Source organism: Collinsella sp. wc0583, assembly GCF_046116915.1.
Lineage (GTDB): Bacteria > Actinomycetota > Coriobacteriia > Coriobacteriales > Coriobacteriaceae > Collinsella.
Genome location: NZ_JBJXBN010000001.1, coordinates 103,916 through 126,056 on the forward strand (window position 1 = coordinate 103,916; position 22,141 = coordinate 126,056).

The following is a 22,141-nucleotide window of genomic DNA, read 5'->3' on the forward strand; positions in this document are numbered from 1 at the left end:
CTCCTTAAAGCTGTTAGCGTGTGGCTTGGGCGCCGCGGAACTCCATCCGCGGCGCCCTTTTATTCCAAAATCTATGAAGGGGCCCGCTCGGACGCGTGTTCCGAGCGGGCCCCTGCTGTTAGCTTGTGGCGCTGAGTAGATTAGGCCTCGTCGACAACCTTGAGGCCGCGCGTGTGGTCGATCTCGTTGAGAAGGTTAACGCGACGCTCGTGGCGGCCGCCCTCAAACTCGGCGTCGAGCCACTCGTCGACGATCATCTTGGCGAGCTCGGAGCCCACGACACGGGCACCAAATGCGAGCACGTTGGTATTGTTGTGCATGCGGGAGAGCTTGGCGCTGAAGGGCTCGGAGCACACGACGGCGCGTACGCCCTCGACCTTGTTGGCGGCCAGGCTAATCCCGACGCCGGTGCCGCAGATCAGGATGCCCAGGTCGACGTCGCCGTTGGCAACGGCCTTACCCACCTTGTAGCCGGCGATGGGGTAGTCAAAGCTCTCGGAGGTGTCGGTGCCAAAGTTCACGACTTCGCAGCCGCGCTCCTTCAGGTGCTCGGAGATGATGTTCTTGAGCTCGACGGCGGCGTGGTCGTTGCCGATACCGATCTTCATGGATGGTTCCTCTCTGGTCTGTGCGGCGAGATTGCTAAAGGTTTTACCGCGTTCGACTGCATGATAGCGCGACTTTTGTGTAAACGCTCGGGCGTTTTTTGGTCAAATGCTTTAGTTTGCAGCAAGACTAGCTTTTCATGAATGAATGCCGCCAGATTGCGCTTGAACGCCGTCCGCCGGAACTATGGTTGCGGTTTTCGATGCATTGTTATCAAATAAAAGAGCTAACTATTTTTGAGAGCCCAGCCCGTTATACAAGTAGGAGATACCTATGCCTACCGATTCCCTTCGTGATGCCGCGTTTTGCGATGTTTTGAACCGCGAGCTTGTCTGTGCACTCGGCTGCACCGAGCCCATTGCCGTTGCCTATGCAGCGGCGCTGGCGAGCCAGACGCTCGGTTGCGAACCCGACCATATGGACGTTGCCTGCTCGGGCAACATCATCAAGAACGTTAAGAGTGTGACCGTGCCCAACTCGGGCGGTATGCATGGTATTGAGGCCGCGGCCGTGCTGGGTGCCGTGGGCGGCGACGCCAAGAGCGCGCTCGAGGTGCTCGAGAGCGTTGACGATAAAGACCGTGCTCGCGTGGCCGAGCTCCTCGCCGACGCCGGCTACTGCGATGTGTCGCTTGTCGAGGGCGTGCCCAACCTCTACATCAAGGTGACTGCGACGGCCGGGGGCCATACCGCGGTCGTCGAGATTACCGACCACCACACCAATGTCACGTGCCATACGCTCGACGGTATTCCGGTATGCGGCAAGTCAGCGGGGGAGTGTGCTGCCTGCGCCGAGCGCGTCGTGGCCGAGCGGGCGGCAGATAGCGCCGACACGCCCATGTCGATTGAGTCCATTATCGACTTTATCGAGGACGGCGATGTTGAGGGCGCCCGCGCTGCCGTTGAGCGTCAGATCGAGCTTAACGGTGCAATCAGCGCCGAGGGTCTTGCGCACGCATGGGGTGCCGAGGTGGGCCGTACGCTGCTGGGCGCTCGTGCCGATGACGTCGCCTGTCGTGCCCGTGCCCGTGCAGCCGCCGGGTCCGACGCCCGCATGAACGGCTGCGCGCTGCCGGTCGCCATTGTGTGCGGCTCGGGCAACCAGGGCATTACCTGTGCATTGCCCGTTATGGAGTATGCCGAGTACCTGCGCTGCGACCACGATCGCCTGGTGCGCGCCGTGATGCTGTCCGATCTTGTCGCTGTGCATATCAAGAGCTATATCGGTGCACTCTCGGCGTTTTGCGGTGCTATTTGCGCCGCATGCGGTGCCGGCGCCGCGATTACCTGGCTGTGTGGTGGCACGCGCGAGCAGATTGGCGCGACGGTTTCGAATACGCTCGGTAACGTGGGCGGCATCGTGTGCGATGGCGCCAAGGCGAGCTGTGCCGCCAAGATTTCCGCTGCCGTTGATGCGGCGATTCTGGGCCATGATATGGCCATGCAGGGCCGCGGCTTCCGTGCCGGTGAGGGCCTGATCCAAGATACCGTTGAGCAGACGATCGCCAGCATGGGCTACGTAGGCCGCGTGGGCATGAAGGACACCGACGTCGAGATCCTCAACATCATGATCGGCAAAACCCAGGTTTGTTAGTTACGCGGTTTTACCAAACCGCGTACCAGTCGACGCTGCAAACGCCCCCAAGCGGCAATCTGCCTTTCAATCGTCGGGCATGGCCAGAAGGCCTATGCCCTCCTCTTTCAAGGCACATTGCTCGCTTGGGGGCGTTTTCGCTGACTTATGCTCAACCTACGACGCTATTTTGTTTGGAGCGAGGAGTCCTATGACAGTTCGTCGGCTACTTGATGTTCGTAGAAGGCCTCGATTACGGCGTTGAAGTCGCGGGCGAAGTCTTCCATGGTTCCGCTCCAGGTGGCTCGGCTGGGTTTTCCCTGGCCAACATAGGCGGTTTGAATGCCGCAGGCGGGGCTGGGGAAGTCGCGCTTGGGATCGTTGCCCACCATAAGGACCTCGTTTGGCTCGAGCCCCATCACCTGAAGCTGCTCGAGATAGTAGGCGGCATCGGGCTTGCAGCGGGTGGCGTTTCCCATGTGCGTGACGAGCTCAAAGGGGGCGTCGGCCAGGTCGCCCCAGCCCATGCGGCACTCGATGGCCCCCTGCGGAAAGCTGGGGTTGGTAAAGAGCGCGCAGCGCAGCCCTGCGTCCTGTACGGCCTGGAGCGCGGCGTGCGCGCCCGGCATGGCGTGAGCGTTAATGACATCGTCGTTCTTGTATGGAAGAACTTCGCGGTCGTAGTAGGTAAACGCCTCGTAGATGAGGGGATCGGAGAGGCAGATGCCGCATCGGCGCTCAACCTCGGTGCGGTAAAACTCAAGATTGGTGCGGTTATCCGTGCCGCTTCGGCGATTGGCGTTGAGGTCGACCAGGATGGTGCCGAGGCGCGCCATCGTGCCACCGCGGCTGCGGCGACCGATATCCGCGAGCATCGACGAGACATCCTTAAAATAGCGAAGGATGAACGCGTTGAGGTTGATGCTAAGAAGCGTCTCGTCCATATCGAAAACGACTGCTTTGAGCACGCGGGCACCTTTCTCGATAAATCGTTCCAGAATCGTTGCTCCGGATACTTTACCCCAAAGCCGTATGCCTAACTGCCTATCGTCAACTTATGGGGACGGTCGTCCACAAGATTGCGAAAAAGTCTCCATACGAGTAAAAAATCGCAGTTCACGCTTGAAATCGAAATGATTTCCCCGTAACCTATACGAACGTGATTGCATAAGCGTCACATTAGTATCTGTCGGCTCCCGAGTGTTCCTAAACGTTGTGTGCTTGTCGCACCCTTCTGTAGGTCCTAGCAATCGGGGCCCCGTAGTTCGAAAGGGGTCCACCTTTGAGTGAGATTCAGAACTCGTCCATTTTCTCTCTTGACGATGTCAATGAGGAGGAGATGAACAACCTCATCGACGGTACGATTACCGACTTTGATGAGGGCGATCTCGTTAACGGCACTGTCGTTAAGATCGAGCATGACGAGGTGCTCGTTGACATCGGATTCAAGTCCGAGGGCGTTATCCCGGTCCGCGAGCTGTCCATCCGCAAGGACGCTAACCCTGCAGACATCGTTGCACTCGGTGATCCCATCGAGGCTCTGGTTCTCCAGAAGGAGGACAAGGACGGTCGTCTGGTCCTGTCCAAGAAGCGTGCCGAGTACGAGCGTGCTTGGAACCGCATCGAGGAGAAGTTCAACTCCGGCGAGAACGTCGAGGGCGAGGTTATCGAGGTTGTCAAGGGCGGCCTGATCCTCGACATCGGCCTGCGTGGCTTCCTGCCCGCTTCCCTCGTCGACCTCCGTCGCGTCAAGGACCTCACCTCCTACATGGGCACTCGCATCGAGGCCCGCGTCATCGAGATGGACCGCAACCGCAACAACGTCGTCCTCTCCCGTCGCGTCGTGCTCGAGGAGTCCCGTAAGGCCGAGCGCTCCGAGATCCTGTCCAAGCTCAAGTCTGGCATGCGTCTCCAGGGCACCGTTTCCTCCATCGTCGACTTCGGCGCCTTTGTCGACCTCGGCGGTATCGACGGCCTCATCCACATCTCCGAGCTCTCCTGGAACCACGTCAACCATCCTTCCGAGGTTGTCAAGGTCGGCCAGGAGGTCGAGGTCGAGGTTCTCGACGTCGATCTCAACCGCGAGCGCATCTCCCTGGGTCTCAAGCAGACCACCGAGGATCCGTGGCGCGCACTGGTCAAGAAGTACCCCGTCGGCGCTATCGTCGAGGGCACTGTGACCAAGCTTGTCCCGTTCGGCGCTTTCGTCGACCTGGGCGAGGGCATCGAGGGCCTGGTGCACATCTCCGAGATGGCCAACAAGCACGTCGATCAGCCTTCTCAGGTCACCCACGTGGGCGACAAGGTTCAGGTCAAGGTCATGGAGATCGACCTCGACCGTCGTCGTATCTCCCTGTCCATGAAGTCCGCTGCTGAGACTCTGGGCGTCGAGATCGAGGTCACCCCGCTGCCTTCCGAGAAGAAGGACGAGGAGACCGACGCCGAGTAAATCGGTTTGACGATCACTTGTTTTAAGGGATCCGTCCGCAATGGACGGGTCCCTTTTTGCATTTGACGCCGAGATGCGCGATGCTGCCCGGGCGCAATGCTGCCCGGGCTGTCCACAGACTATTGGATTGTCGGTGCATGAAAAATGCCGACATCCCGCCTCGGGGAGGAGGCGGGAACGCACCGAGTAGACGGAGGGGTGCGGAGCGCGGTCGCGTCTCGACTGACGACGTTGCCCATCGACGACCCTATTGTACTGTATAGCGTGGTTCTTGGTTTATCGTGTCGAACGCTTGTGTTGTGCCATTGCTTGCGGCAACGGTGTGCTACACTCTTGCACTGCTGAGTGGGCCAGACGGTCGCGCGATGTGCTGCTTGCAGCACGCGTGAGGAAAGTCCGGGCTCCAGAGGGCGGGATGCCGGCTAACGGCCGGGCGGAGTGATCCGACGGAAAGCGCCGCAGAAAAGAAGACTCCCACCTGCGCCGCAAGGCGTAAAGGGAAAAGCTGAAACGGTGGTGTAAGAGACCACCAGCGTCGTGGCAACACGGCGGCTTGGCAAGCCCCATCCGGAGCAAGCGCGAATAGGAACGCTATGGGCCGGCCCGGTCCGCGTTCGGGTAGCGTGCGTGGAGCTGCACGGTAACGTGCAGACAAGATAAATGACCGTTCACGACAGAACCCGGCTTATAGGCCCACTTGGCAACTATGTTGACGCTGCGAACCCGTCAGCGCGGCAATCTGCCTTTCAAGCCTTCGGGCATGACCATAAGGTCAATGCCCTTGTCTTTCAAGGCACCTTGCTCGCGCTGACGGGTTCTCCCTGTTGGTGACGGTATCATTGGCGTTTCCGTTCTTGTTGGCGAGGGCAATGGTGCTGTCTTTGCCGTATTATTGAGGCTGTTTGTTGCCGCGCTTTATTCTGTTGAGGGGCTTTGTTGGACAGCTATTTTACTCTGCAATCGAATATTGAGGCTTCGGGCGAGTTTGTGGACCGCAAGAGCCGTTTTATTGCCCAACTGGTCCATATTGAGTCCGAGGATGAGGCGAATGCCTTTATCGAGATGGTTCGCAAGCGTCATTACGACGCTCGGCATAATGTGCCCGCGTGGATTTTGGTCGATGGACGCGAGCGCCAGAGCGATGACGGTGAGCCGAGCCGCACGAGCGGTATGCCGACGCTCGAGGTGTTGCGCGGTGCGGGACTCAAAAATGTTTGCTGCGTAGTGACGCGCTATTTTGGTGGCACGTTGTTGGGGCCTGGTGGCTTGGTACGCGCCTATACCGCGGCGACGCAGGCGGCGGTGGCCGCTGCTCAGGAGGCCGGGCAGATCGTCGAGATGACGAGCGTCGTGCCTGTTGACGTGCATGTGGCCTATCCGCAGTATGAGCAGGTGCTTCGCTTGGCGCAGGATTCGGGTGCCAAGGTTTCGGATACCGATTACGCGGATGCCGTGACACTTCATTTGGTGTTTAAGGCGGGGGAGCAGGAGCCGTTTTGCGCCAAGATGCGCGAGCTTATGGCGGGGCGCGAGGAGATTGAGGTCGGCGCTCCTGAATTTGCCGAGTTCTAACGGCGACGGCCGGCGTGCTTTTGGACGAATCCCAAGTGCGCCGGCCGTCGTTTTTCTGTTGCCGCCGTTTACTCGGCGAGCTGCTTTAGCACATCGCAGGCGATCTCGACGGCATCGTCGATGCAGCCGGGGCAGCTGCGGAGCGGACCCTTGTCCGATCCGATGCCCTTGAGCGTGCCGCAGACGGTCGTCGTGTTCTTCTCGACAAAACGCTTGGCGATTTCGCGCGACAGCTTGTAGGTCTGGCCTTTGGTCTTGGGGTTTTCCATGCCGTCGCTCATTACAAAGCCCATGATGGCCACAGCGCCCGAGATGGCGCCGCAAGTCTCGGTCATGCCACCCATGCCGGCGCCAAAGCCCTCGGTGAGGGTAAAGGCGATCTGGGGGTCGAGCCCGACGGCAGGCGCGAGCGTGCAGGCGACGGCCTGGGCGCAGTTAAAGCCACGGGCGTGGTATTCGGCAGCTTGAGCCTGGCAGGCGGTGATGTCGAGCTGGGCCGTATCGATTTGCTTCATCGTTGTCTCCTTGGTCACGGTGTACCCGCCTATGGTACCCGTGCCGGTGCATGTAACCATCGAGAGCTTCATGTATGCCTCATTTTTATCTATCGAGCAAATGTCCAAGGCTTGAGATAAATGCCCCGGATCAATTTGTCTCATAACCCACCTTGGGGATGGGTTGAGAGGGGTGCGGGGTAGCGGTATCGTGAACCGAATAAAACTAAAACCCAGGCAAGGGAGCTAGATATGAGCGAGCAGACCATCGGTACTACATGTGTTCAGGGCGGCTATCACCCGGGAGATGCCGAGCCGCGCCAGGTGCCCATCTACCAGTCCACCACGTGGAAGTACGACACGTCCGAGCACATGGGCAAGCTGTTTGACCTGGAGGAGTCGGGCTATTTCTACAGCCGTCTGCAGAACCCCACGTGCGATCTGGTTGCCGCCAAGATCTGCGAGATGGAGGGAGGCACTGCCGCGATGCTCACGAGCTCGGGCATGGCTGCGAACTTCCTCGCGATCTTTAACGTGGCCGGTGCCGGCGATCACGTGGTCGCGAGCTCTGCCATCTATGGCGGCACGTACAACTTGCTCGCCCACACCATGGGCCGTATGGGACTGACCTGCACGTTCGTTGCCCCCGACTGCACCGATGAAGAGCTCGAGGCAGCCTTTGAGCCCAATACCAAGCTCGTCTTTGGCGAGACGATCGCCAATCCCGCCCTTGCCGTGCTCGATATTGAGCGCTTTGCCAAGGCTGCGCATGACCACGGCGTGCCGCTGATGGTCGATAACACCTTCCCGACGCCCGTGATGTGCCGTCCCTTTGAATGGGGCGCCGACATCGTTACGCACTCCACTACCAAGTACATGGATGGACATGCTGCCTATCTGGGCGGCGTGATCGTTGACCATGGCCAGTTTGACTGGATGGCCCATGCGGACAAGTTCCCGGGTCTCACCACGCCCGACGAGAGTTACCACGGCGTGACCTATGCCGAGAAGTTCGGTCGCGAGGGTGCCTTCATTACCAAGGCCACCGCGCAGCTCATGCGCGACCTTGGACCCATGCAGAACCCGCAGGCGGCGTTCTTCCTGAACAGCTCGCTCGAGAGCCTCCATGTGCGCATGCCGCGTCATTGTGAGAACGGCCTGGCCGTTGCCAAGTTCCTGCAGAGCCATCCCAAGGTGCGCTTCGTGAGCTATCCGGGCCTGGAGGGCGATAAGTACTATGACCTGGCTCAGAAGTACATGCCCAACGGTACCTGCGGCGTTGTGAGCTTTGGCTTTAACGGTGGTCGCGCGGCGGCCGAGACCTTTATGAAGAGCCTCAAGCTCGCCCAGATTGCCACGCACGTGGCCGACGCCCGCACTTGCTGCCTGCATCCCGCTAATGCCACGCATCGTCAGATGAACGATGAGGAGCTCATCGCCTGTGGCATCTCCGCCGACATGGTGCGCCTGTCGTGCGGCCTCGAGGATACGGCCGATCTGATTGCCGACCTTGAGCAGGCGCTCGAGCAGTGCTAGGCTAGCGTTCGCACAAGGTGCCGATGCTGGCAGAAAGCTTCGGTGACCTTTCGTTCCGATTCCGTAGGCGGGGCCCCAATCGCGGCTGTTTGCAGGCGATTGGGGCCCCGTTTTTTTGCGTTGGGCCACTCGAAAGGATGGATATGGAGAAAACTGCAGAGCAGCTGCGCCGCGAGCACATTGCTCTAGAGGGCGACACCCATGGCAAGAACAAATGGGCGATTCTGTTTACCGTGCTCATCATGACGTTTATGGTGTGTCTGGATTCGACCGTCGTGACCGTGGCGCTGCCCGTGATGCAAAAGGAGCTGGGCGTGGGCCTCGACCGCATCCAGCTGGTGAGTTCGGTGTATCTTCTTGCGACATGCGTGGCTATGTTGCCGTTTGGCCGTCTGGGTGATGTGCGCGGCAAGGTGAATGTGTTCCAGCTGGGCGTCATCGTCTTTTCGGTCGGTTCGCTGCTGTGCGGCCTTTCGGCCTCGCTCGAGGTTCTTATCCTGGCACGCATTGTTCAGGGCATCGGTTGCGCAGCGGCCATGGCTAACAACATGGGTATCATCACCGAATCGTTTCCGGCGCGCGAACGAGGTCGTGCCATGGGTATTCTCGCGACCTTTGTGGCCCTCGGCATGATGTGTGGCCCCGTGCTCGGCGGCATGCTGGTGGCAAGCTTTCCCTGGGAGAGCATCTTCCTCATCAACCTGCCTATCGGCGTCATCTCGTTTATCGTGGGGCTCTATACGTTGCCGCATGTTAAGCCAGAGGCCGGCGAGCGCCCCATGCCCCTTGCCGAGGCCGCTCGTCGCTGCTTTGCAAATTCGGCCTTCACCATCAACCTTGTCTGCATGCTCATCGTGTTCGTTGGCATTGGCGCATCCGAGTTTATTCTGCCGTTCTATTTTCAGGACGCCCACGGCTTTGGTTCTGACATCTCTGGACTACTCTTTTTGGCGCTGCCGATGGTGAATGCCTTTATCGGCCCGCTTTCGGGTACGGTTTCGGACCGTGTTGGCTGCGAGGGCCCCACGGCAGTCGGCCTGGGCGTGTACGTATGCGGCCTTTTTGCGGTAAGCACACTCGACGAGCGCTCTTCCATCCCTGTGATCGTGTGCTGTGTCGCGTTTATGTCGTGCGGTACGTCGATTTTCCAGAGCCCCAACAACTCGCTGTATATGGGCTCGGCTCCGCGCGAAGCGCTCGGCTTTGCGGGCAGCCTGGGTAGCCTGGCGCGCTACGCGGGTATGGCAGTTGGCATTACGGCGGCATCACATATCCTATATGGGCAGATGAGCATGGCGATGGGCGAGGCCGTGACCAGTTTTGTTGCAGGCCGTCCGGATGTGTTCCTGTTTGGCTTTCGCTCGGTGTTCTACGTGCTCATGGCTGTGGCCGCTGTGGGCTTTGCGCTTGCCATGGTGCGTTTGGTGAGGATACGCGCCCGCCATTAGCATGTGGGGGTAGGCCTGCCACGAATTGGGCCTATCTACTGGTCTTGCGGCTTTATGGTGCGTAGGGGCTTGTGGGGCGGGCGGGGGTCGGTCCGTGGTAGACTATCGAACAACGTTTATTAATCGCGCGGTATCGTTGCCGCGAGAAGGGGTTGCGCCATGCAGGAGCTTGAGGATCGTATTCGCCATGACGGCATCGTAAAGGCCGGTAACGTCCTTAAGGTTGATGCCTTCCTCAACCACCAGTGCGACGTTGAGCTGTTCGACCACATGGGCGCCGAGTGGGCCCGTCTGTTCGAGGGTGTCGAGATCAACAAGATTCTGACGATTGAGGCTTCGGGCATTGGCATGGCTTGCATTGCAGCCCAGCATTTTGGCGGCGTGCCGGTGGTCTTTGCCAAGAAGGCACAGTCCATCAACCTAGACGGCGAGCAGTATGCCACGACCATCTACTCCTTTACCAAGCAGAAGGAGTACCCGGTCATCGTTGGCAAGCGCTTCCTGTCTGAGGGCGACAAGGTCCTGATCATCGACGACTTCTTGGCCAATGGCTGCGCGCTCGAGGGCCTTATCAAGATCTGCGAGGCTGCGGGTGCCGAGGTGTCCGGTATTGGCATTGCAGTGGAGAAGGGCTTCCAGGGCGGCGGCGATAAGCTCCGCGAGCGCGGCTTCCGCGTCGAGAGCCTGGCCCGTATTGCCGATATGGACTGCGAGACCGGCGAGATCACCTTCGCCTAAGCGCGCAACACAAGCGATTGGTATGCGATGTGACAAAGGGCTTTCCCTTTGTCACATTTTTTGTATGAGGGGAGGTGTTGATATGGACGAGAACAAGATGGGATGGCGTGAGTATGCGCGCTATGCCGAGATGTCGGCCGAGGAGTTGGCGCGCGATTGCGAGGTGCAGGTGTTTCGCGCGACTGGTCCGGGCGGACAAGGCGTCAACACGACGGACTCGGCGGTGCGCATGAAACATATCCCTTCGGGAATTACCGTGACGGCGCGCGAGAGCCGCAGCCAGTTCCAGAACCGTAGCTGCTGTCTGCGTAAGCTGCGTGCAGAGCTTGAGCGTCGTGGCCGCCCGCCGCGCCGACGCGTAAAGACCAAGGTGCCTCAGCGCTCTCGCCAGCGCAGGCTCAATGATAAGCACTTCAACGCCATTAAAAAGGCCAACCGTCGCAAGCCGGGCAGCGACGAATAGCCTCCTCATAAGTTGCGGTGAAATAGGGATTGTTTTGCGGCACTTGCTGCATAAACAGTCCCTATTTCACCGCAACTTAGGTTGGGTTAGCGGATGGGGTGCCAGACGTGGAGGGCGCCGCCGAGGACGTCGACCTCGATGCGCGAGGCGACGATGGGCTCGCCGTCGGCCTGGATGGGGTAGTCGGGCTCCTCAAAGGTGAGCTCGGCATGGCGGCAGCGGCGTATGCGAACCGGCGGCAGCTTGGTATGGTGGCCGTCCTTGGCCGAAAGAAACATAGGCAGGGCAATCGCGCGAGGGACGGGGCCGCATGCGTAGCAGACGTCGAGCATGCCGTCGCAGGGGTCGGCATCGGGGCAGATGCGATAGCCCGAGCCATACGTGGGGCCCAGCTGAATCGCCATGATGATCGCCCTTACGCGCTCGGCGGGCGCCCCGTCAAAGCTGACCGTCATGGGGTAGTTGCGGTAGCGCAGACCAAACTGCTCCAGACCCGAGAGGGTGTAGAGCGGAGCGCCAGCGAGGCCCGTCTTTTTGCGCAGCTCGGTGGTGCCCAGGCCGATGGCGGCATCGATGCCGACCGAAAGCGTTTGGTCGTAGTACTCAACGGTAGCCTCGCCGCTGCCGTTTGCGGGGTTCCATGAGCGAATGCGTCCGATATCCTGGCGCTGCAGCTCGCAGGTGAGCAGCGCGCCAAAATCTTTGCCGGAGAAATCGTCGATACCGAGGGTCTGGGCAAAATCGTTGCCGGAGCCTACGGGTAGGACGGCAAGGGCGGGACGGACCGCCTCATCCTGCTTCATGAGTCCATTGGCAACCTCGTGGATCACGCCGTCGCCGCCAAGGGCGATAACGGTGCGATAGCCCTGAGCCTGCGCGGCAAGCTCCTTGGCATGTCCCATGCGCTCAGTCAGCACCAGGTCAAACTGGGATGAGCGCGCGGTCATGTCCAAAAAGCGCTGCAGGCGCTCAGCGACCTCGCGCGCCGCACCCGACTGGGCGGCAGGGTTGGCGATGATGAGCGTGCGACCAAAATCAGTTGCGTGCATGGGGCGACTCCTGGCGTATGACGTGACGGTGCGGTCGCGCTCAGGTCGAATTGCCCCCGATTGTGGCTGCACGGCGAATACTAACGTCTACTCTATCAGGTCGTTGTGGCGCTCGATAGCATCCGCTACCGTACCGCCCTCATCCACAATAAGCGAACGGCGTTTAGGCGAGACAATGCGCTGGGCGGGGTACACGCCGCGGTGGCCGCCGGCGAGATAGCTGATAAACGCCACGATCACGAAGAAGCCTGCGGCCGTGCCGTGGAACAGGTCGATGGCCATCATACAGGTGGTGATGGGCACGTTAAGGCCGGCGCAGAACACGCCGAGCATGCCGAGAGCCGCCAGAAAGCTGGGGTCGATTCCGGCGAGGCAGCCGATCCAGCCGCCGAGCGCCGCACCGATGCCAAACAGAGGCGTGACCTCGCCGCCTTGGAAGCCGGCGCCCAGGGTGAGCGCTGTGACGACCAACTTGATGGCTGCGTCCGCCAGGGTGGTGTTGCTCGCAAATCCGGCGCCCGAAAGCCACGTGGAAAGGCCGGCGTAGTCCCAGGCGTCGAGGAGGGCATAGGCGGCCAAAACCACGAGTGCGCCGATGAATGCGCGAACAAGGTAATTGGTGATAAAGCGACCGTACAGGCTCTTGACGGTTCGAACCGACCAGGCAAAGAGGCGTGCCGTCAGACCGAAGATAATGGCGCTGATAACAACGATGACGACCGTTTTGGGCGACATGGCGGGAACGCTGGCGATGACATTCGCTTCGTACTCGGTGCCCAGGGCGAGTGATGTAAAGTAGCCGGTAAACGAGGCGACCAGGCAGTAGATTCCCGCGGTGTAGTCGATCTTGCCGATAAAGCACATCTCCATGCCAAAGAAAGCTCCGGCAAGGGGCGAACCGAATACGGCGCCAAAGGCCGACGAGATGCCGGCGAGCATGAGGTCGTGGTGGTCATGCTTTTTGAGGTGGGCGAGGCTCGAGATGTTGCTGGCGATGGTGCCGCCAATCTGTACCGCGGCTCCCTCGCGACCGGCCGATCCGCCCGTTAGGTGCGTGAGCGTGGAGCAGACGAAGGTGAGGACGGCCATGCGCATATGGATGAGACGTGTGCCCAGAGCGGAGTCGATGACCAGGTTGTTGCCTCGTTTGGCGGCAAGGCCGTGGTTTTTGTACACCCATGCGGTGGCCATGCCCACAACGGGAAGCAGCGCGTAAATCCATGCGTGGTGCTCGCGATAGTCGGTCGCGATATTCAGCGAGGCCAAAAACGCCCAAGCGGCAACGCCCATGGCGAGCGAGACGATGACGACGAGTGCGAGCAACTTGGCGCTTGCGAGTAGGTTGCGGACATTGCGGCGCGTGTCGGCAGCTAAGAGATGCTCGGAGCGGGTGATCTGATGCCTGCCAGCCATGATGACGTCGTTCAGGGAGAAAAAACCGCCGTCGTCGAGCGGCTGGGAATGATCCTGCGCCTCGTTTGCGCTTTCGGGTTTGTCGTTATGAGCCATATGTTCCTCTTTTAGGTTGTAACGCAAGCATTATAAAACGCGGTAAACGCGACGAGCCGGTGGGTTGGTTTCCATTCTGTTTCGCGGCCTGCAACCGACAGGTGTATTTGCGGGTACAGGCCGAGTCGCGGTCGTGCGTCGGGGGATTATACTGAGACAAGCATAAAGAATCGGCGCTCCTGTTGTGCGCCGTGGCATTAAGAGGTGCATATGGCAGAGAAACTCATTCCGCTGGAGGACGCGCAGTCGATTGTTCTGTCGCATGTTGTTCCGACGGATTTCATCGAGATTCCCGTGTGGCAGGCCGCCGGTCTTCCCTTGGCCGAGGACGCGGTGGCCGATATCGACATCTCGCCGTTTGCCAACAGCGCTATGGACGGATATGCCGTGCGCTCGGCGGACTTGGTGCAGGCGTCTGGCGAGGCGCCGGTGACGCTCGACGTTATCGGACACGAGGCCGCGGGCCATGTGTTTGAGGGCGCAATCGCCCCGGGCGAGACTGTCCGCATCATGACGGGTGCGCCGGTACCCGAAGGTGCGGATGCCGTGGTGAAATACGAGATCGTCGAGGTGCTTGACGGCGATGGCAACGAGGGCTCACACGTGAGCTTCTCGACGCCTGCCAAGGTGGGGGAGAACGTTCGCTCTGCCGCCGAGGAGGCCCATGCCGGCGACGTCGTGATGCGTGCTGGCGAGGTTGTGGCTCCGGCCGGCGCCGGCCTGCTGGCGAGCGCAGGGTATGCGAGCGTGAAGGTGCATGCCGCCCCGCGCGTGGGCATTATCTCGCTGGGGACGGAACTGGTCGCGCCGAGTGAGCTGCCGGCGCGCGGGCAGATTCGCGACTCCAACTCCTCGGCGTTGATGGCCGAGGCACTCGATGCCGGCGCCGAGCCCGTGTTCTACGGCATTGCGCCCGATGATGAGCAGGTGATTGCCGAGCTGGTACATCGTGCCGTGCAGGAGTGCGATTTTGTCATTACGAGCGGTGGCGCCTCGGCGGGCGATTACGACTACGTGACGGCGCTCGTTCGGCGCGAGGGCGAGGTGCTATTTGACCGCATCTCGATGCGTCCCGGCAAGGCCATCACGTTTGGCTTGCTCGGGGGTAAGCCGTATTTGGGGCTTTCGGGCAATCCCGCGGCGGCGTATGTGGGCTTTGAGATGCTCGCCCGCCCGGCGATTCGCAAGATGCGCGGCTTTGCCGAGGGTGCGCGTCCCGTGCAGCAGGCGATATTGACGCACGGCGTGAAGAAGCGCCAGGACCGACGCTTCTTCGATCGCGCCACGGTTTTGCGCGACCCCGAGACCGGTGAGCTGTTGGTGACCGAGGCCAAGACGCAGAATTCGGCGCTGCTCGGCACGATGCAGCGGGCCAACTGCCTGCTGCGTATTGACGAAGGGCCGTGTGAGCTCAAGGCGGGAGATGTCGTGGACGTTGTGCGCGTCGACCTGCCTGAGGGAACGGTGCTATAGGAGGAACGCTATGGAGTTGAAGATTTCGATCGTGACGTGCTCGGATACGCGCGACCTTGCCCAGGACGAGGCGGGTGCCGCACTCGAGGAACTTATCGTGGCGCAGGGCTGGACGGTCGCCTCACATGTGGTCGTGCGCGACGACGTTAGCGAAATCGGTGATGCCATTGTGGAAGCCGCCGATGCGTGTCACGCCAATGTCGTGCTCACCTGTGGCGGCACGGGGCTTTCGATGCGCGACGTGACACCCGAGGCGACGCGTGCCGTCTGCGACCGCGATGTGCCGGGTATTGCAGAGGCAATCCGTGCGTACTCCATGACCAAGACGCGCCGCGCTATGCTCTCGCGCGCCGTGTGCATGCAGCGTGGGTATACGCTTGTCATCAACTTTCCGGGATCCACGAAAGCGGCCCGCGAAAGTTGGGAAGCCGTGAGCGATCAGCTGGAGCACGCGGCCCAAATGACGGCGGGCGGCGGTCACGCCAAATAAGCGCACTACCTGCGGCGGAGCGACCTTGCGAGTCGCTCCGCCTTTCTTATGCAGCGACAGCGCGGTACGTCTTGAGGCTATGAGCGAAAGAAAATTATCAGACGAGAAATCTCTATCACTAATATTATTCGCACGGAAGTATAATCTAGTAACAGAATAAAGCCTGCGGCGGGGTGCCTGGGCGTAGCCTTCGAAAGGGTTGAACATGTTCGATATGGTTTCTCGCCGCGGTTTTATCTCGCTTTCTGCTGTCGTCGCTGCCGGTCTTGGGCTTGCCGGCTGCTCGAGCAACAAGGCGTCCGAGCCGGCCGGATCTGTTACCGGTTCTGCTAAGGCATCTTCCAAGAAAGCTGTCGAGCTTCAGGTCTTTGCTGCCAACTCGCTCGAGAAGGCCCTTCCCGAGGTTCAGGAGCTCTACACCGACCAGACCGGTACCACCTTTGCCGACACGCAGTTTAGAGCGTCTGGCGACCTCGTCGAGCAGATGCGTGCCGGCGCCACGGTCGACGTGCTCATCACGGCCTCCAAGGGCACCATGGACGACGCTGAGGCCGCCGAGCTCGTCGATGCCGACACGCGTGAGGATATGTTCGTCAACGACCTCGTGATCATTCGCGCTGAGGGCTCCGACACCAAGGTCGAGGCCATCGCCGACGTCGCGAATCTGGACGGCAAGATCGCCATTGGCGACGCCAAGACCGTCCCCGCCGGCAAGTACGCCAACCAGGCCCTGGCCTCCGTGGGCCTCTACACCGGCGCCGAGGGCGACGACGGCGAGTATGCGCCCGAGATCGCCGACAAGGTCGCACTGGCAGACAAAGTTGGTACCGCTGCTGCCTATGTGTCCACAGGCGACTGCGTGGCCGGTTTTGTCTACAGCTCTGACATCTTCCGCTACGACGGCATCGAGGAGGCCTTCGTGTGCCCCGAGGATTCGCACAAGCCCATCGTGTACCCGGGTGCCGTTGCCGAGAGCTCCGAGCACGCCGACGAGGCCAAGGCGTTCATCGACTTCTGTTTGACCAGCAAGAAGGCTCAGAAGATTTGGGCTAAGTACGGCTTTGAGCTTTCCGCGTAGTGCGGCTTGGCGCGATAATTCCATCGTTTTGTGTTTAACTCCGTCCTTGTATTCGCTTGGAGCTTTTCGTGCTTAATAGATTCCGCATGCTTGTCGCCTGTGCTTTGACCTTCGCGCTTTGCTGTGTGCCGGGATTTGCGTTGGCTGGGGATGCTGAGGACGGGGCCCAGGTTGCTGCGACCGCTCATGGGCTTTCCTATGGGATCGAGGGTTTTGAGCGGTTGGCCAAGGGGACCGCTCGTGCCATGGAAGGCCAGCCTGAGGGCTACCGGTTTCCCGTTGACGAGGACGTGGACCTTGTGGTGGCGCCTGCTGCCGATCGCGTTGTGGTGTGGATATCGCCCAAGGCGGTCGAGAAGTTTGGATTGGATCCGCAGGACAACGAGTGCGTATCGGGTCTCAAGGCCCTCGTCTGTAAGCTCGACAGCGCAAACTGCATGGGGGGTGCGCAGCTAGGGGATGTGGATCTTCCTTGGTATGTTACGGCGGAAACAACGTTTGATGCCGGCGGGTATACCTATGGCTTTGACGAACGAGGTGCGGATGGGGACCGCTATGTGGTGATCGCATCAGCCTCGGGTGATGCCAAGAGCGGCGCGCGTTGGCTTGATAGCGCTCAAATGGTAGAAGCATCGTCTGTCGTGTTGCGGGATGAGCAGGGCCCCTTGACCACTCTGGCCTCCTTTTTGGGCGACATCGACTATCGCCCGTTTTGGGTGTCCATTAAAACGTGCGGCCTTGCCCTGCTGATCTCCTTTGCGCTGGGCCTGTTCGCCGCGTGGAAGACTATGGGTACCTCGAGTCGCATCAAGGGCCTGCTCGATTCGGTCTTTACGATTCCTATGGTGCTGCCGCCCACGGTCTGCGGCTTTTTGCTCCTCATGCTGTTTGGCCGCTCGACTGGGGTGGGCCGGTGGCTCATCGCGCACGGCATCTCGATCGTCTTTACCTGGCCCGCGGCGGTCATTTCGGCCGTCGTTGTGTCGTTTCCGCTGGTCTACCGCACGGCGCTCGGAGCCTTCGAGAGCCTCGACACGCAGATGCTCGATGCGGCGCGAACCCTGGGATGGTCCGAACGTCGCATCTTTGCCAAGCTTATGATGCCGCTCGGCTGGCCCTCCATCGCCGCCGGCACGGTGCTCGCTTTCGCGCGTGCCATGGGCGAGTTTGGCTGCACCCTGTTCTTTTCGGGCAACTACGCCGGCATTACCCAGACCATTCCCATCGCCATCTACTTTGAGTGGATGGGGGGCAACACGTCGGTAGCCCTCTTTTGGGTCGTGGTCGTAATTGCGTTCAGCTTCCTGGTCATTCTGTTCATCAATATGTACACCGCTCATTCGCAAAAGTATCGCGAGCGGGGCCTTTCCCTTGCGGAGCGCAAGCAGGCCAAGCAGCTGGGTGGCCAGGCCGATTCGCTCGACCCAGTCGGCGGCGATGCGCTGCGTATCGATCGCGAGGCGCTGGCCGAGCTCATGCGCGATGACGCCGTCTCGAAGGGAGGTCGATAGGCCATGTCGCTTGTCCTGGATATCAAAAAGCGCTTTCCGGGGTTCACCCTCGACATCCAACTCGTAGCCGGCGAGGAGCGCGTTGGCTTGCTCGGCGCCTCGGGTTGCGGCAAGAGCTGCACGCTGCGCTGCATTGCCGGCGTGGAGACGCCCGACGCGGGCAAGATCGTCGTCAACGGCGTGACCTTTTTTGACTCGGACGCGGGCATCAACCTGTCGCCCCAGGAGCGAAAATGCGCCCTGCTGTTCCAAAACTATCAGCTGTTTCCCAATATGACGGTGGCCGATAACGTATGCGCCGGTGTAAAGGACGCGGGCGACGCCGCGGCGCGTAAAAGGCTGGCCGAGCGCTATCTGGGCATTTTCGGTCTGGCCGATTTTGCCGACCGCTACCCCGCGCGACTCTCGGGCGGGCAGCAGCAACGCGTGGCGCTTGCCCGTATGGTGGCGGCGCATCCGGGCATTTTTATGTTCGACGAGCCCATGAGCGCGCTCGATTCCTATCTTAAGAGCGCACTCGAGCAGAACATGCTCGACCTGTTCGATGTGTGCAACCGCACCGTGCTCTACGTGAGCCACGACATCGACGAAGCGTGCCGCCTGTGCCGGCGTATCTGCGTGATGCACGACGGGCATGTTGAGGAGATCGGCTCCGTTGAGGACGTGGTCCGCCGTCCGCAGACGCTGGCGGCGCTGCGCCTGACGGGCTGCAAGAACACAAGCCGCGCGCGAAAGATCGGGCCCGAGGAAGTTGAGGCGCTCGATTGGGGCATGACCTTTAACGTGGGTCGCGAGGTTCCCGATAATGTGGTGTACCTGGGCATTCGCGCGAGCTACTTCCATATGGACAACCGTGCCGAGCGGGGTCGCAACAGCTACGACCTGCACGTGGCGCGCGTGAGCGATTCGCGTTTTGAGCGCCTGGTGCTGTTGGATGCGCCGCGGGCCGATGCACCCACGCGCCTGCAGTGGAAGGTCAACAAAGTGGGCATGCCTGTCGACGAGCTGCCACAAGCAGGCGAGACGCTGCGCATGCATTTTGATGCCAGCAGGATCCATTTGGTTTGTCGATAGCGCCGGGTAATGCCGTCGGGGATATAAGCCTCGGCAGCTTTGTCTTGCCGCTCGCCGAATGAGGGATGACAAACTCTTATCAATCAAGATAATTATTTATTAAACGCCGGCACACGACGCTGTCGTACGAATGTCTACGGTGTTCGCTTAGTCGATGACCGTTGATATAGTTGACATCAACTTGTAAAGGAGGGTGCGCACATGCCGCAGACGACATACATTCGCCGCGTTGCCGCGCGTGCCCTATATATGGCCCGGAGTCGCATATGAGCAGGTATGTTCACGGCTCCGGGAGAGACGACGCACAACTAAATAATCGACCGCAAAGCAGGTTCCCTAAAATTCCGGGTTTAAGCACGGCCGGGCAATCGCCGTCCGTCGTGCATCGATACCGCTGTTATCCGTTTTTGGTTCGAGAGGGGAACCGTCATGGCTGAAGAATTTGATTTCCATCCGATGTGGGAGAGCCTCGGCATGAATCTTGCCGACCACGATATGTTGCTGGGCGCCGTGGGGCAGATGTACGGGGACATGTTCCTGTCGCAGAGCAATCGCCCCAAGTCCACGTCCTACCTGGATTTTGTCGCCACCAACATCCACAGCGGCCGTATTAAGGAGATGCTCGACAAGAAGGAGGCCGGCGAGGCCACCAAGATCGTCGGTTCGTTCTGCGTCTACGTGCCCGAGGAGATTGTGCTCGCCTGCGACGGTATCCCCGTGGGTCTGTGCTCTGGTGCCGATTGGGCAACCGATAAGGTTGAGGAGCACCTGCCGCGCAACACCTGTCCGCTTATCAAGAGCTTTGCCGGCTTTAAGCTGGGCGAGGTCTGCCCCTACATTGAGTCGAGTGACTTGGTGGTAGGCGAGAACACCTGCGACGGTAAGAAGAAAGCCTACGAGTTCTTTGCCACGCAAAAGAACATGTACGTCATGGATATTCCCAACGTACACGACGAGTCGACGCTCGTGACCTGGAAGGCCGAGGTCAAGAAGCTCGCCGCCAAGATCGAGGAAGAGTGCGGCGTCACGATTACGCCTGAGCGTCTGAAGGCCGCCATCCACGCCGTCAATGAGAAGCGTCGCGCCCTGCAGCGCCTCGCTGCCACGCGCGCTGCCGACCCGGCGCCCATCAGCGGTCTCGACAGCCTGCTGACCGTTCAGGCCGCCTTTATGGACGACACGCCGCGTCTGACCGGAGCCATTAACGATATGGCGGCTGAGTGCGAGCAGCGTGTCGAGGCCGGCGAGGGCGTGGCGCCCAAGGGGACCAAGCGCATCCTGTACACCGGTACGCCCATGGCCGTGCCCAACTGGAAGCTGTTCAACCTCATCGAGAAGGCCGGCGGCGTTGTGGTAGGCGAGGAGTCCTGCACGGGCTCGCGCTACTACAAGGACCTGGTCGACGAGTCCGGCGAGACGGTCGACGAGATGCTCGATGCCATCGCCGAGCGCTACTTTAAGATCAACTGCGCCGTCTTTACGCCCAACGACCAGCGTATGAAGGACATTGTCCAGATGGCCAAGGACCTGCATGCCGACGGCATCGTCGACGTGGCTCTGCAGTTCTGCACGCTCTACGAGATGGAGTCGTTTGCCGTGGAGAAGGCCGCCGAGGAGGCCGGCATTCCGTTTATGCACATCACGACCGACTACGCCGGCGAGGACGCAGGTCAGCTGCAAACCAGGATCGAGGCTTTCTTGGAAACCATTTAGAGCTATCCGTCTCGGCGGCTTCCCCAGGCACCCGGTCTTGCCGTTCAAACCGTCGCTTGCGTACCAAAGTACGCGGCGCTTCTCTTTCACGGCAACCTCGGGCACCTGGGAAAGCCGTTTCCTTGGTTGGTTAAAAGGTTTGTTAAGGAGCTATATGCCGGAATATATTGAGCAGCCGTTGCCGTCCACGTTTGAGGAGTTCAACGAGCAGCGCAAGGCGTCGTTTATTCGCGTCAAGGATTACAAGCAGGCCGGTAATCGCCTGATTGGTTTTTTGTGCAGCTACACGCCGCTCGAGATTATCGATGCCGCGGGGGCTGCGAGCGTGGCGCTGTGCGGCACGTCCGACGAGGTGATTCCCGAGGCCGAGAAGGTGCTGCCGGCAAATCTGTGTCCGCTCATCAAATCGACGTACGGCTTTGCCTACTCGCAAAAGTGCCCGTTTACGTACTTTAGCGACATGATCATCGGCGAGACCACCTGCGACGGCAAGAAGAAGATGTACGAGTTACTCAACGAGCTCAAGCGCACGCACATTCTGCACCTGCCGCAGGGTCGCGATCGCGCCTACGAGCGTGAAGGCTGGTACGAGGAATGCCGTCTGCTTAAGGAGGAGCTCGAGAACTTCTACGGTATTACGATCACCGATGACGACTTGCGCGCCGCCGTCCGTCGTCGCAATCGCCTGCGTGCTGCCCAGCTCGAGATGTTTGCGCTGCAGGCCAACCAGCCGGCGGCCATGAGCGGCGTCGATCTGATGAGCACCATGTTTGCCGGTACGTTCAGCTTTGATATCGAGGCCTATACGCAGCAACTGGAGCAAAAGGTTGCCAAGCTGCGCGAGGCCTACGACGCGGGCGAACGCCCGGTCGCGGCGGATGCCAAGCGCATTCTGATCACTGGCTGCCCGGTGGGCGGTGTGATCAACAAGATCGGCCGCACCATCGAGTCCAACGGCGGTGTGGTCGTGTGCATGGACGACTGTTCGGGCGAGCGCACGGCGGCCATGATGGTCGACCCGGACGCGCCCGACATTCTGCGCGCTATCGCCGACCGTTATCTGGATATCAACTGCTCGGTCATGACGCCCAACGACAGCCGCATGGAGAACACACTGGCCATGTGCGAGAAGTACCATGTCGATGGCGTGGTAGAGAGCGTGCTGCAGGCATGCCACACCTTTAACGTTGAGAGCGCGCGCATGCAGGAGGGCGTCGAGGGTGCGGGCATTCCGTATATGAAGATCGAGACCGACTACAGCAACGGCGACATGGGTCAGATCGAGACGCGCATTGCTGCCTTCATCGAGACCCTCTAGCTTCCTCAGGCACCGGATCTTGCCCCTCAAACCGTCGCTTGCGTACCA

Annotated in this window: 18 protein-coding genes, 1 other RNA gene and 1 pseudogene; 15 read left to right on the forward strand and 5 right to left on the reverse strand. The window is 60.4% G+C overall.

All coding sequences use genetic code 11. From position 1 onward, the window contains the following. Nucleotides 1–140: 140 nt before the first annotated feature. Nucleotides 141–608 carry a ribose 5-phosphate isomerase B gene (gene rpiB / locus ACKUUJ_RS00455; RefSeq protein WP_006234151.1) on the reverse strand — a complete coding sequence of 156 codons (468 nt, stop codon included), beginning with the start codon at nucleotides 606–608 and terminating at the stop codon, nucleotides 141–143. A gap of 271 nt (nucleotides 609–879) precedes the next feature. On the opposite strand from rpiB, the gene ACKUUJ_RS00460 reads away from it, so the two are divergent. Then, nucleotides 880–2,199, forward strand: a complete 1,320-nt coding sequence (locus ACKUUJ_RS00460; RefSeq protein ID WP_409064287.1) for a serine dehydratase subunit alpha family protein — start codon at nucleotides 880–882, stop codon at nucleotides 2,197–2,199. A gap of 188 nt (nucleotides 2,200–2,387) precedes the next feature. Here the strand turns inward: ACKUUJ_RS00460 and ACKUUJ_RS00465 are convergent, their stop codons facing one another. Next, a complete protein-coding gene (locus ACKUUJ_RS00465; protein ID WP_409064288.1) occupies nucleotides 2,388–3,146 on the reverse strand; it encodes an HAD family hydrolase in 759 nt (252 codons plus the stop codon). A gap of 314 nt (nucleotides 3,147–3,460) precedes the next feature. Between ACKUUJ_RS00465 and rpsA the strand changes: the two genes are divergently transcribed. The 3 genes from rpsA to ACKUUJ_RS00480 all read left to right on the forward strand — a co-directional run bounded on the left by rpsA (nucleotide 3,461) and on the right by ACKUUJ_RS00480 (nucleotide 6,199). Continuing rightward, nucleotides 3,461–4,627: a 30S ribosomal protein S1 gene (gene rpsA / locus ACKUUJ_RS00470; RefSeq protein WP_022095232.1), complete on the forward strand. Its 1,167-nt coding sequence runs from the start codon at nucleotides 3,461–3,463 to the stop codon at nucleotides 4,625–4,627. 342 nt (nucleotides 4,628–4,969) lie between these two features. After that, nucleotides 4,970–5,331: RNase P RNA component class A (gene rnpB / locus ACKUUJ_RS00475), an RNA gene on the forward strand. Between the two features lie 229 nt (nucleotides 5,332–5,560). Further along, a complete protein-coding gene (locus tag ACKUUJ_RS00480; RefSeq protein WP_199411510.1) occupies nucleotides 5,561–6,199 on the forward strand; it encodes a YigZ family protein in 639 nt (212 codons plus the stop codon). 68 nt (nucleotides 6,200–6,267) lie between these two features. Here the strand turns inward: ACKUUJ_RS00480 and ACKUUJ_RS00485 are convergent, their stop codons facing one another. Beyond that, a complete protein-coding gene (locus ACKUUJ_RS00485) occupies nucleotides 6,268–6,714 on the reverse strand; it encodes a C-GCAxxG-C-C family protein (protein WP_409064289.1) in 447 nt (148 codons plus the stop codon). Between the two features lie 231 nt (nucleotides 6,715–6,945). Here ACKUUJ_RS00485 and ACKUUJ_RS00490 point away from each other — a divergent pair, with 231 nt between their 5' ends. The 4 genes and pseudogenes from ACKUUJ_RS00490 to ACKUUJ_RS00505 form a co-directional block, all read left to right on the forward strand. Continuing rightward, nucleotides 6,946–8,229 (forward strand): O-acetylhomoserine aminocarboxypropyltransferase/cysteine synthase family protein, encoded by a 1,284-nt coding sequence (locus ACKUUJ_RS00490; protein WP_148346077.1) that lies wholly within the window; start codon nucleotides 6,946–6,948, stop codon nucleotides 8,227–8,229. Between the two features lie 143 nt (nucleotides 8,230–8,372). Then, nucleotides 8,373–9,677 carry an MFS transporter gene (locus ACKUUJ_RS00495; RefSeq protein WP_409064290.1) on the forward strand — a complete coding sequence of 435 codons (1,305 nt, stop codon included), beginning with the start codon at nucleotides 8,373–8,375 and terminating at the stop codon, nucleotides 9,675–9,677. Nucleotides 9,678–9,836: 159 nt separating this feature from the next. Further along, complete coding sequence (locus ACKUUJ_RS00500) at nucleotides 9,837–10,415, forward strand: xanthine phosphoribosyltransferase (protein WP_022095227.1); 579 nt, start codon at nucleotides 9,837–9,839, stop codon at nucleotides 10,413–10,415. Nucleotides 10,416–10,569: 154 nt separating this feature from the next. Beyond that, nucleotides 10,570–10,878: pseudogene (locus tag ACKUUJ_RS00505) on the forward strand (peptide chain release factor family protein); the annotation flags it as partial. 86 nt (nucleotides 10,879–10,964) lie between these two features. Here the strand turns inward: ACKUUJ_RS00505 and ACKUUJ_RS00510 are convergent. Together ACKUUJ_RS00510 and ACKUUJ_RS00515 are read right to left on the reverse strand one after the other, a co-directional pair. Continuing rightward, nucleotides 10,965–11,927: a diacylglycerol/lipid kinase family protein gene (locus tag ACKUUJ_RS00510; RefSeq protein ID WP_409064291.1), complete on the reverse strand. Its 963-nt coding sequence runs from the start codon at nucleotides 11,925–11,927 to the stop codon at nucleotides 10,965–10,967. A gap of 87 nt (nucleotides 11,928–12,014) precedes the next feature. Beyond that, nucleotides 12,015–13,436 carry a chloride channel protein gene (locus tag ACKUUJ_RS00515; protein ID WP_409064292.1) on the reverse strand — a complete coding sequence of 474 codons (1,422 nt, stop codon included), beginning with the start codon at nucleotides 13,434–13,436 and terminating at the stop codon, nucleotides 12,015–12,017. Nucleotides 13,437–13,646: 210 nt separating this feature from the next. Between ACKUUJ_RS00515 and glp the strand changes: the two genes are divergently transcribed. From glp to ACKUUJ_RS00550, 7 genes are all read left to right on the forward strand, one after another. Next, nucleotides 13,647–14,909, forward strand: coding sequence for a gephyrin-like molybdotransferase Glp (gene glp, locus ACKUUJ_RS00520; protein WP_409064293.1), 1,263 nt, complete (start codon nucleotides 13,647–13,649; stop codon nucleotides 14,907–14,909). Between the two features lie 10 nt (nucleotides 14,910–14,919). Beyond that, the gene (locus ACKUUJ_RS00525) at nucleotides 14,920–15,399 is read left to right on the forward strand and encodes a molybdenum cofactor biosynthesis protein B (protein WP_409064294.1); all 480 of its coding nucleotides are present in this window, start codon (nucleotides 14,920–14,922) and stop codon (nucleotides 15,397–15,399) included. A gap of 205 nt (nucleotides 15,400–15,604) precedes the next feature. Then, nucleotides 15,605–16,477, forward strand: coding sequence for a molybdate ABC transporter substrate-binding protein (modA, locus tag ACKUUJ_RS00530; RefSeq protein WP_409064295.1), 873 nt, complete (start codon nucleotides 15,605–15,607; stop codon nucleotides 16,475–16,477). Between the two features lie 68 nt (nucleotides 16,478–16,545). Next, a complete protein-coding gene (gene modB, locus ACKUUJ_RS00535; RefSeq protein WP_409064296.1) occupies nucleotides 16,546–17,988 on the forward strand; it encodes a molybdate ABC transporter permease subunit in 1,443 nt (480 codons plus the stop codon). Nucleotides 17,989–17,991: 3 nt separating this feature from the next. Then, the gene (locus ACKUUJ_RS00540; protein WP_409064297.1) at nucleotides 17,992–19,062 is read left to right on the forward strand and encodes a sulfate/molybdate ABC transporter ATP-binding protein; all 1,071 of its coding nucleotides are present in this window, start codon (nucleotides 17,992–17,994) and stop codon (nucleotides 19,060–19,062) included. A gap of 429 nt (nucleotides 19,063–19,491) precedes the next feature. Further along, on the forward strand, nucleotides 19,492–20,775 hold the full coding sequence (locus tag ACKUUJ_RS00545; RefSeq protein ID WP_409064298.1) for a double-cubane-cluster-containing anaerobic reductase: 1,284 nt from the start codon (nucleotides 19,492–19,494) through the stop codon (nucleotides 20,773–20,775). Nucleotides 20,776–20,929: 154 nt separating this feature from the next. Continuing rightward, nucleotides 20,930–22,093 (forward strand): double-cubane-cluster-containing anaerobic reductase, encoded by a 1,164-nt coding sequence (locus ACKUUJ_RS00550; protein WP_409064299.1) that lies wholly within the window; start codon nucleotides 20,930–20,932, stop codon nucleotides 22,091–22,093. Nucleotides 22,094–22,141 lie beyond the last annotated feature (48 nt).

Excerpts from the sequence above, each read along its gene's own strand:
- rpiB (WP_006234151.1), bottom strand. The coding sequence starts at position 608 with ATGAAGATCGGTATCGGCAACGACCACGCCGCCGTCGAGCTCAAGAAC.
- ACKUUJ_RS00460 (WP_409064287.1), top strand. The coding sequence starts at position 880 with ATGCCTACCGATTCCCTTCGTGATGCCGCGTTTTGCGATGTTTTGAAC.
- ACKUUJ_RS00485 (WP_409064289.1), bottom strand. The coding sequence starts at position 6,714 with ATGAAGCAAATCGATACGGCCCAGCTCGACATCACCGCCTGCCAGGCT.
- ACKUUJ_RS00490 (WP_148346077.1), top strand. The coding sequence starts at position 6,946 with ATGAGCGAGCAGACCATCGGTACTACATGTGTTCAGGGCGGCTATCAC.
- ACKUUJ_RS00495 (WP_409064290.1), top strand. The coding sequence starts at position 8,373 with ATGGAGAAAACTGCAGAGCAGCTGCGCCGCGAGCACATTGCTCTAGAG.
- ACKUUJ_RS00500 (WP_022095227.1), top strand. The coding sequence starts at position 9,837 with ATGCAGGAGCTTGAGGATCGTATTCGCCATGACGGCATCGTAAAGGCC.
- ACKUUJ_RS00510 (WP_409064291.1), bottom strand. The coding sequence starts at position 11,927 with ATGCACGCAACTGATTTTGGTCGCACGCTCATCATCGCCAACCCTGCC.
- ACKUUJ_RS00515 (WP_409064292.1), bottom strand. The coding sequence starts at position 13,436 with ATGGCTCATAACGACAAACCCGAAAGCGCAAACGAGGCGCAGGATCAT.
- glp (WP_409064293.1), top strand. The coding sequence starts at position 13,647 with ATGGCAGAGAAACTCATTCCGCTGGAGGACGCGCAGTCGATTGTTCTG.
- ACKUUJ_RS00525 (WP_409064294.1), top strand. The coding sequence starts at position 14,920 with ATGGAGTTGAAGATTTCGATCGTGACGTGCTCGGATACGCGCGACCTT.
- modA (WP_409064295.1), top strand. The coding sequence starts at position 15,605 with ATGTTCGATATGGTTTCTCGCCGCGGTTTTATCTCGCTTTCTGCTGTC.
- ACKUUJ_RS00540 (WP_409064297.1), top strand. The coding sequence starts at position 17,992 with ATGTCGCTTGTCCTGGATATCAAAAAGCGCTTTCCGGGGTTCACCCTC.
- ACKUUJ_RS00545 (WP_409064298.1), top strand. The coding sequence starts at position 19,492 with ATGGCTGAAGAATTTGATTTCCATCCGATGTGGGAGAGCCTCGGCATG.
- ACKUUJ_RS00550 (WP_409064299.1), top strand. The coding sequence starts at position 20,930 with ATGCCGGAATATATTGAGCAGCCGTTGCCGTCCACGTTTGAGGAGTTC.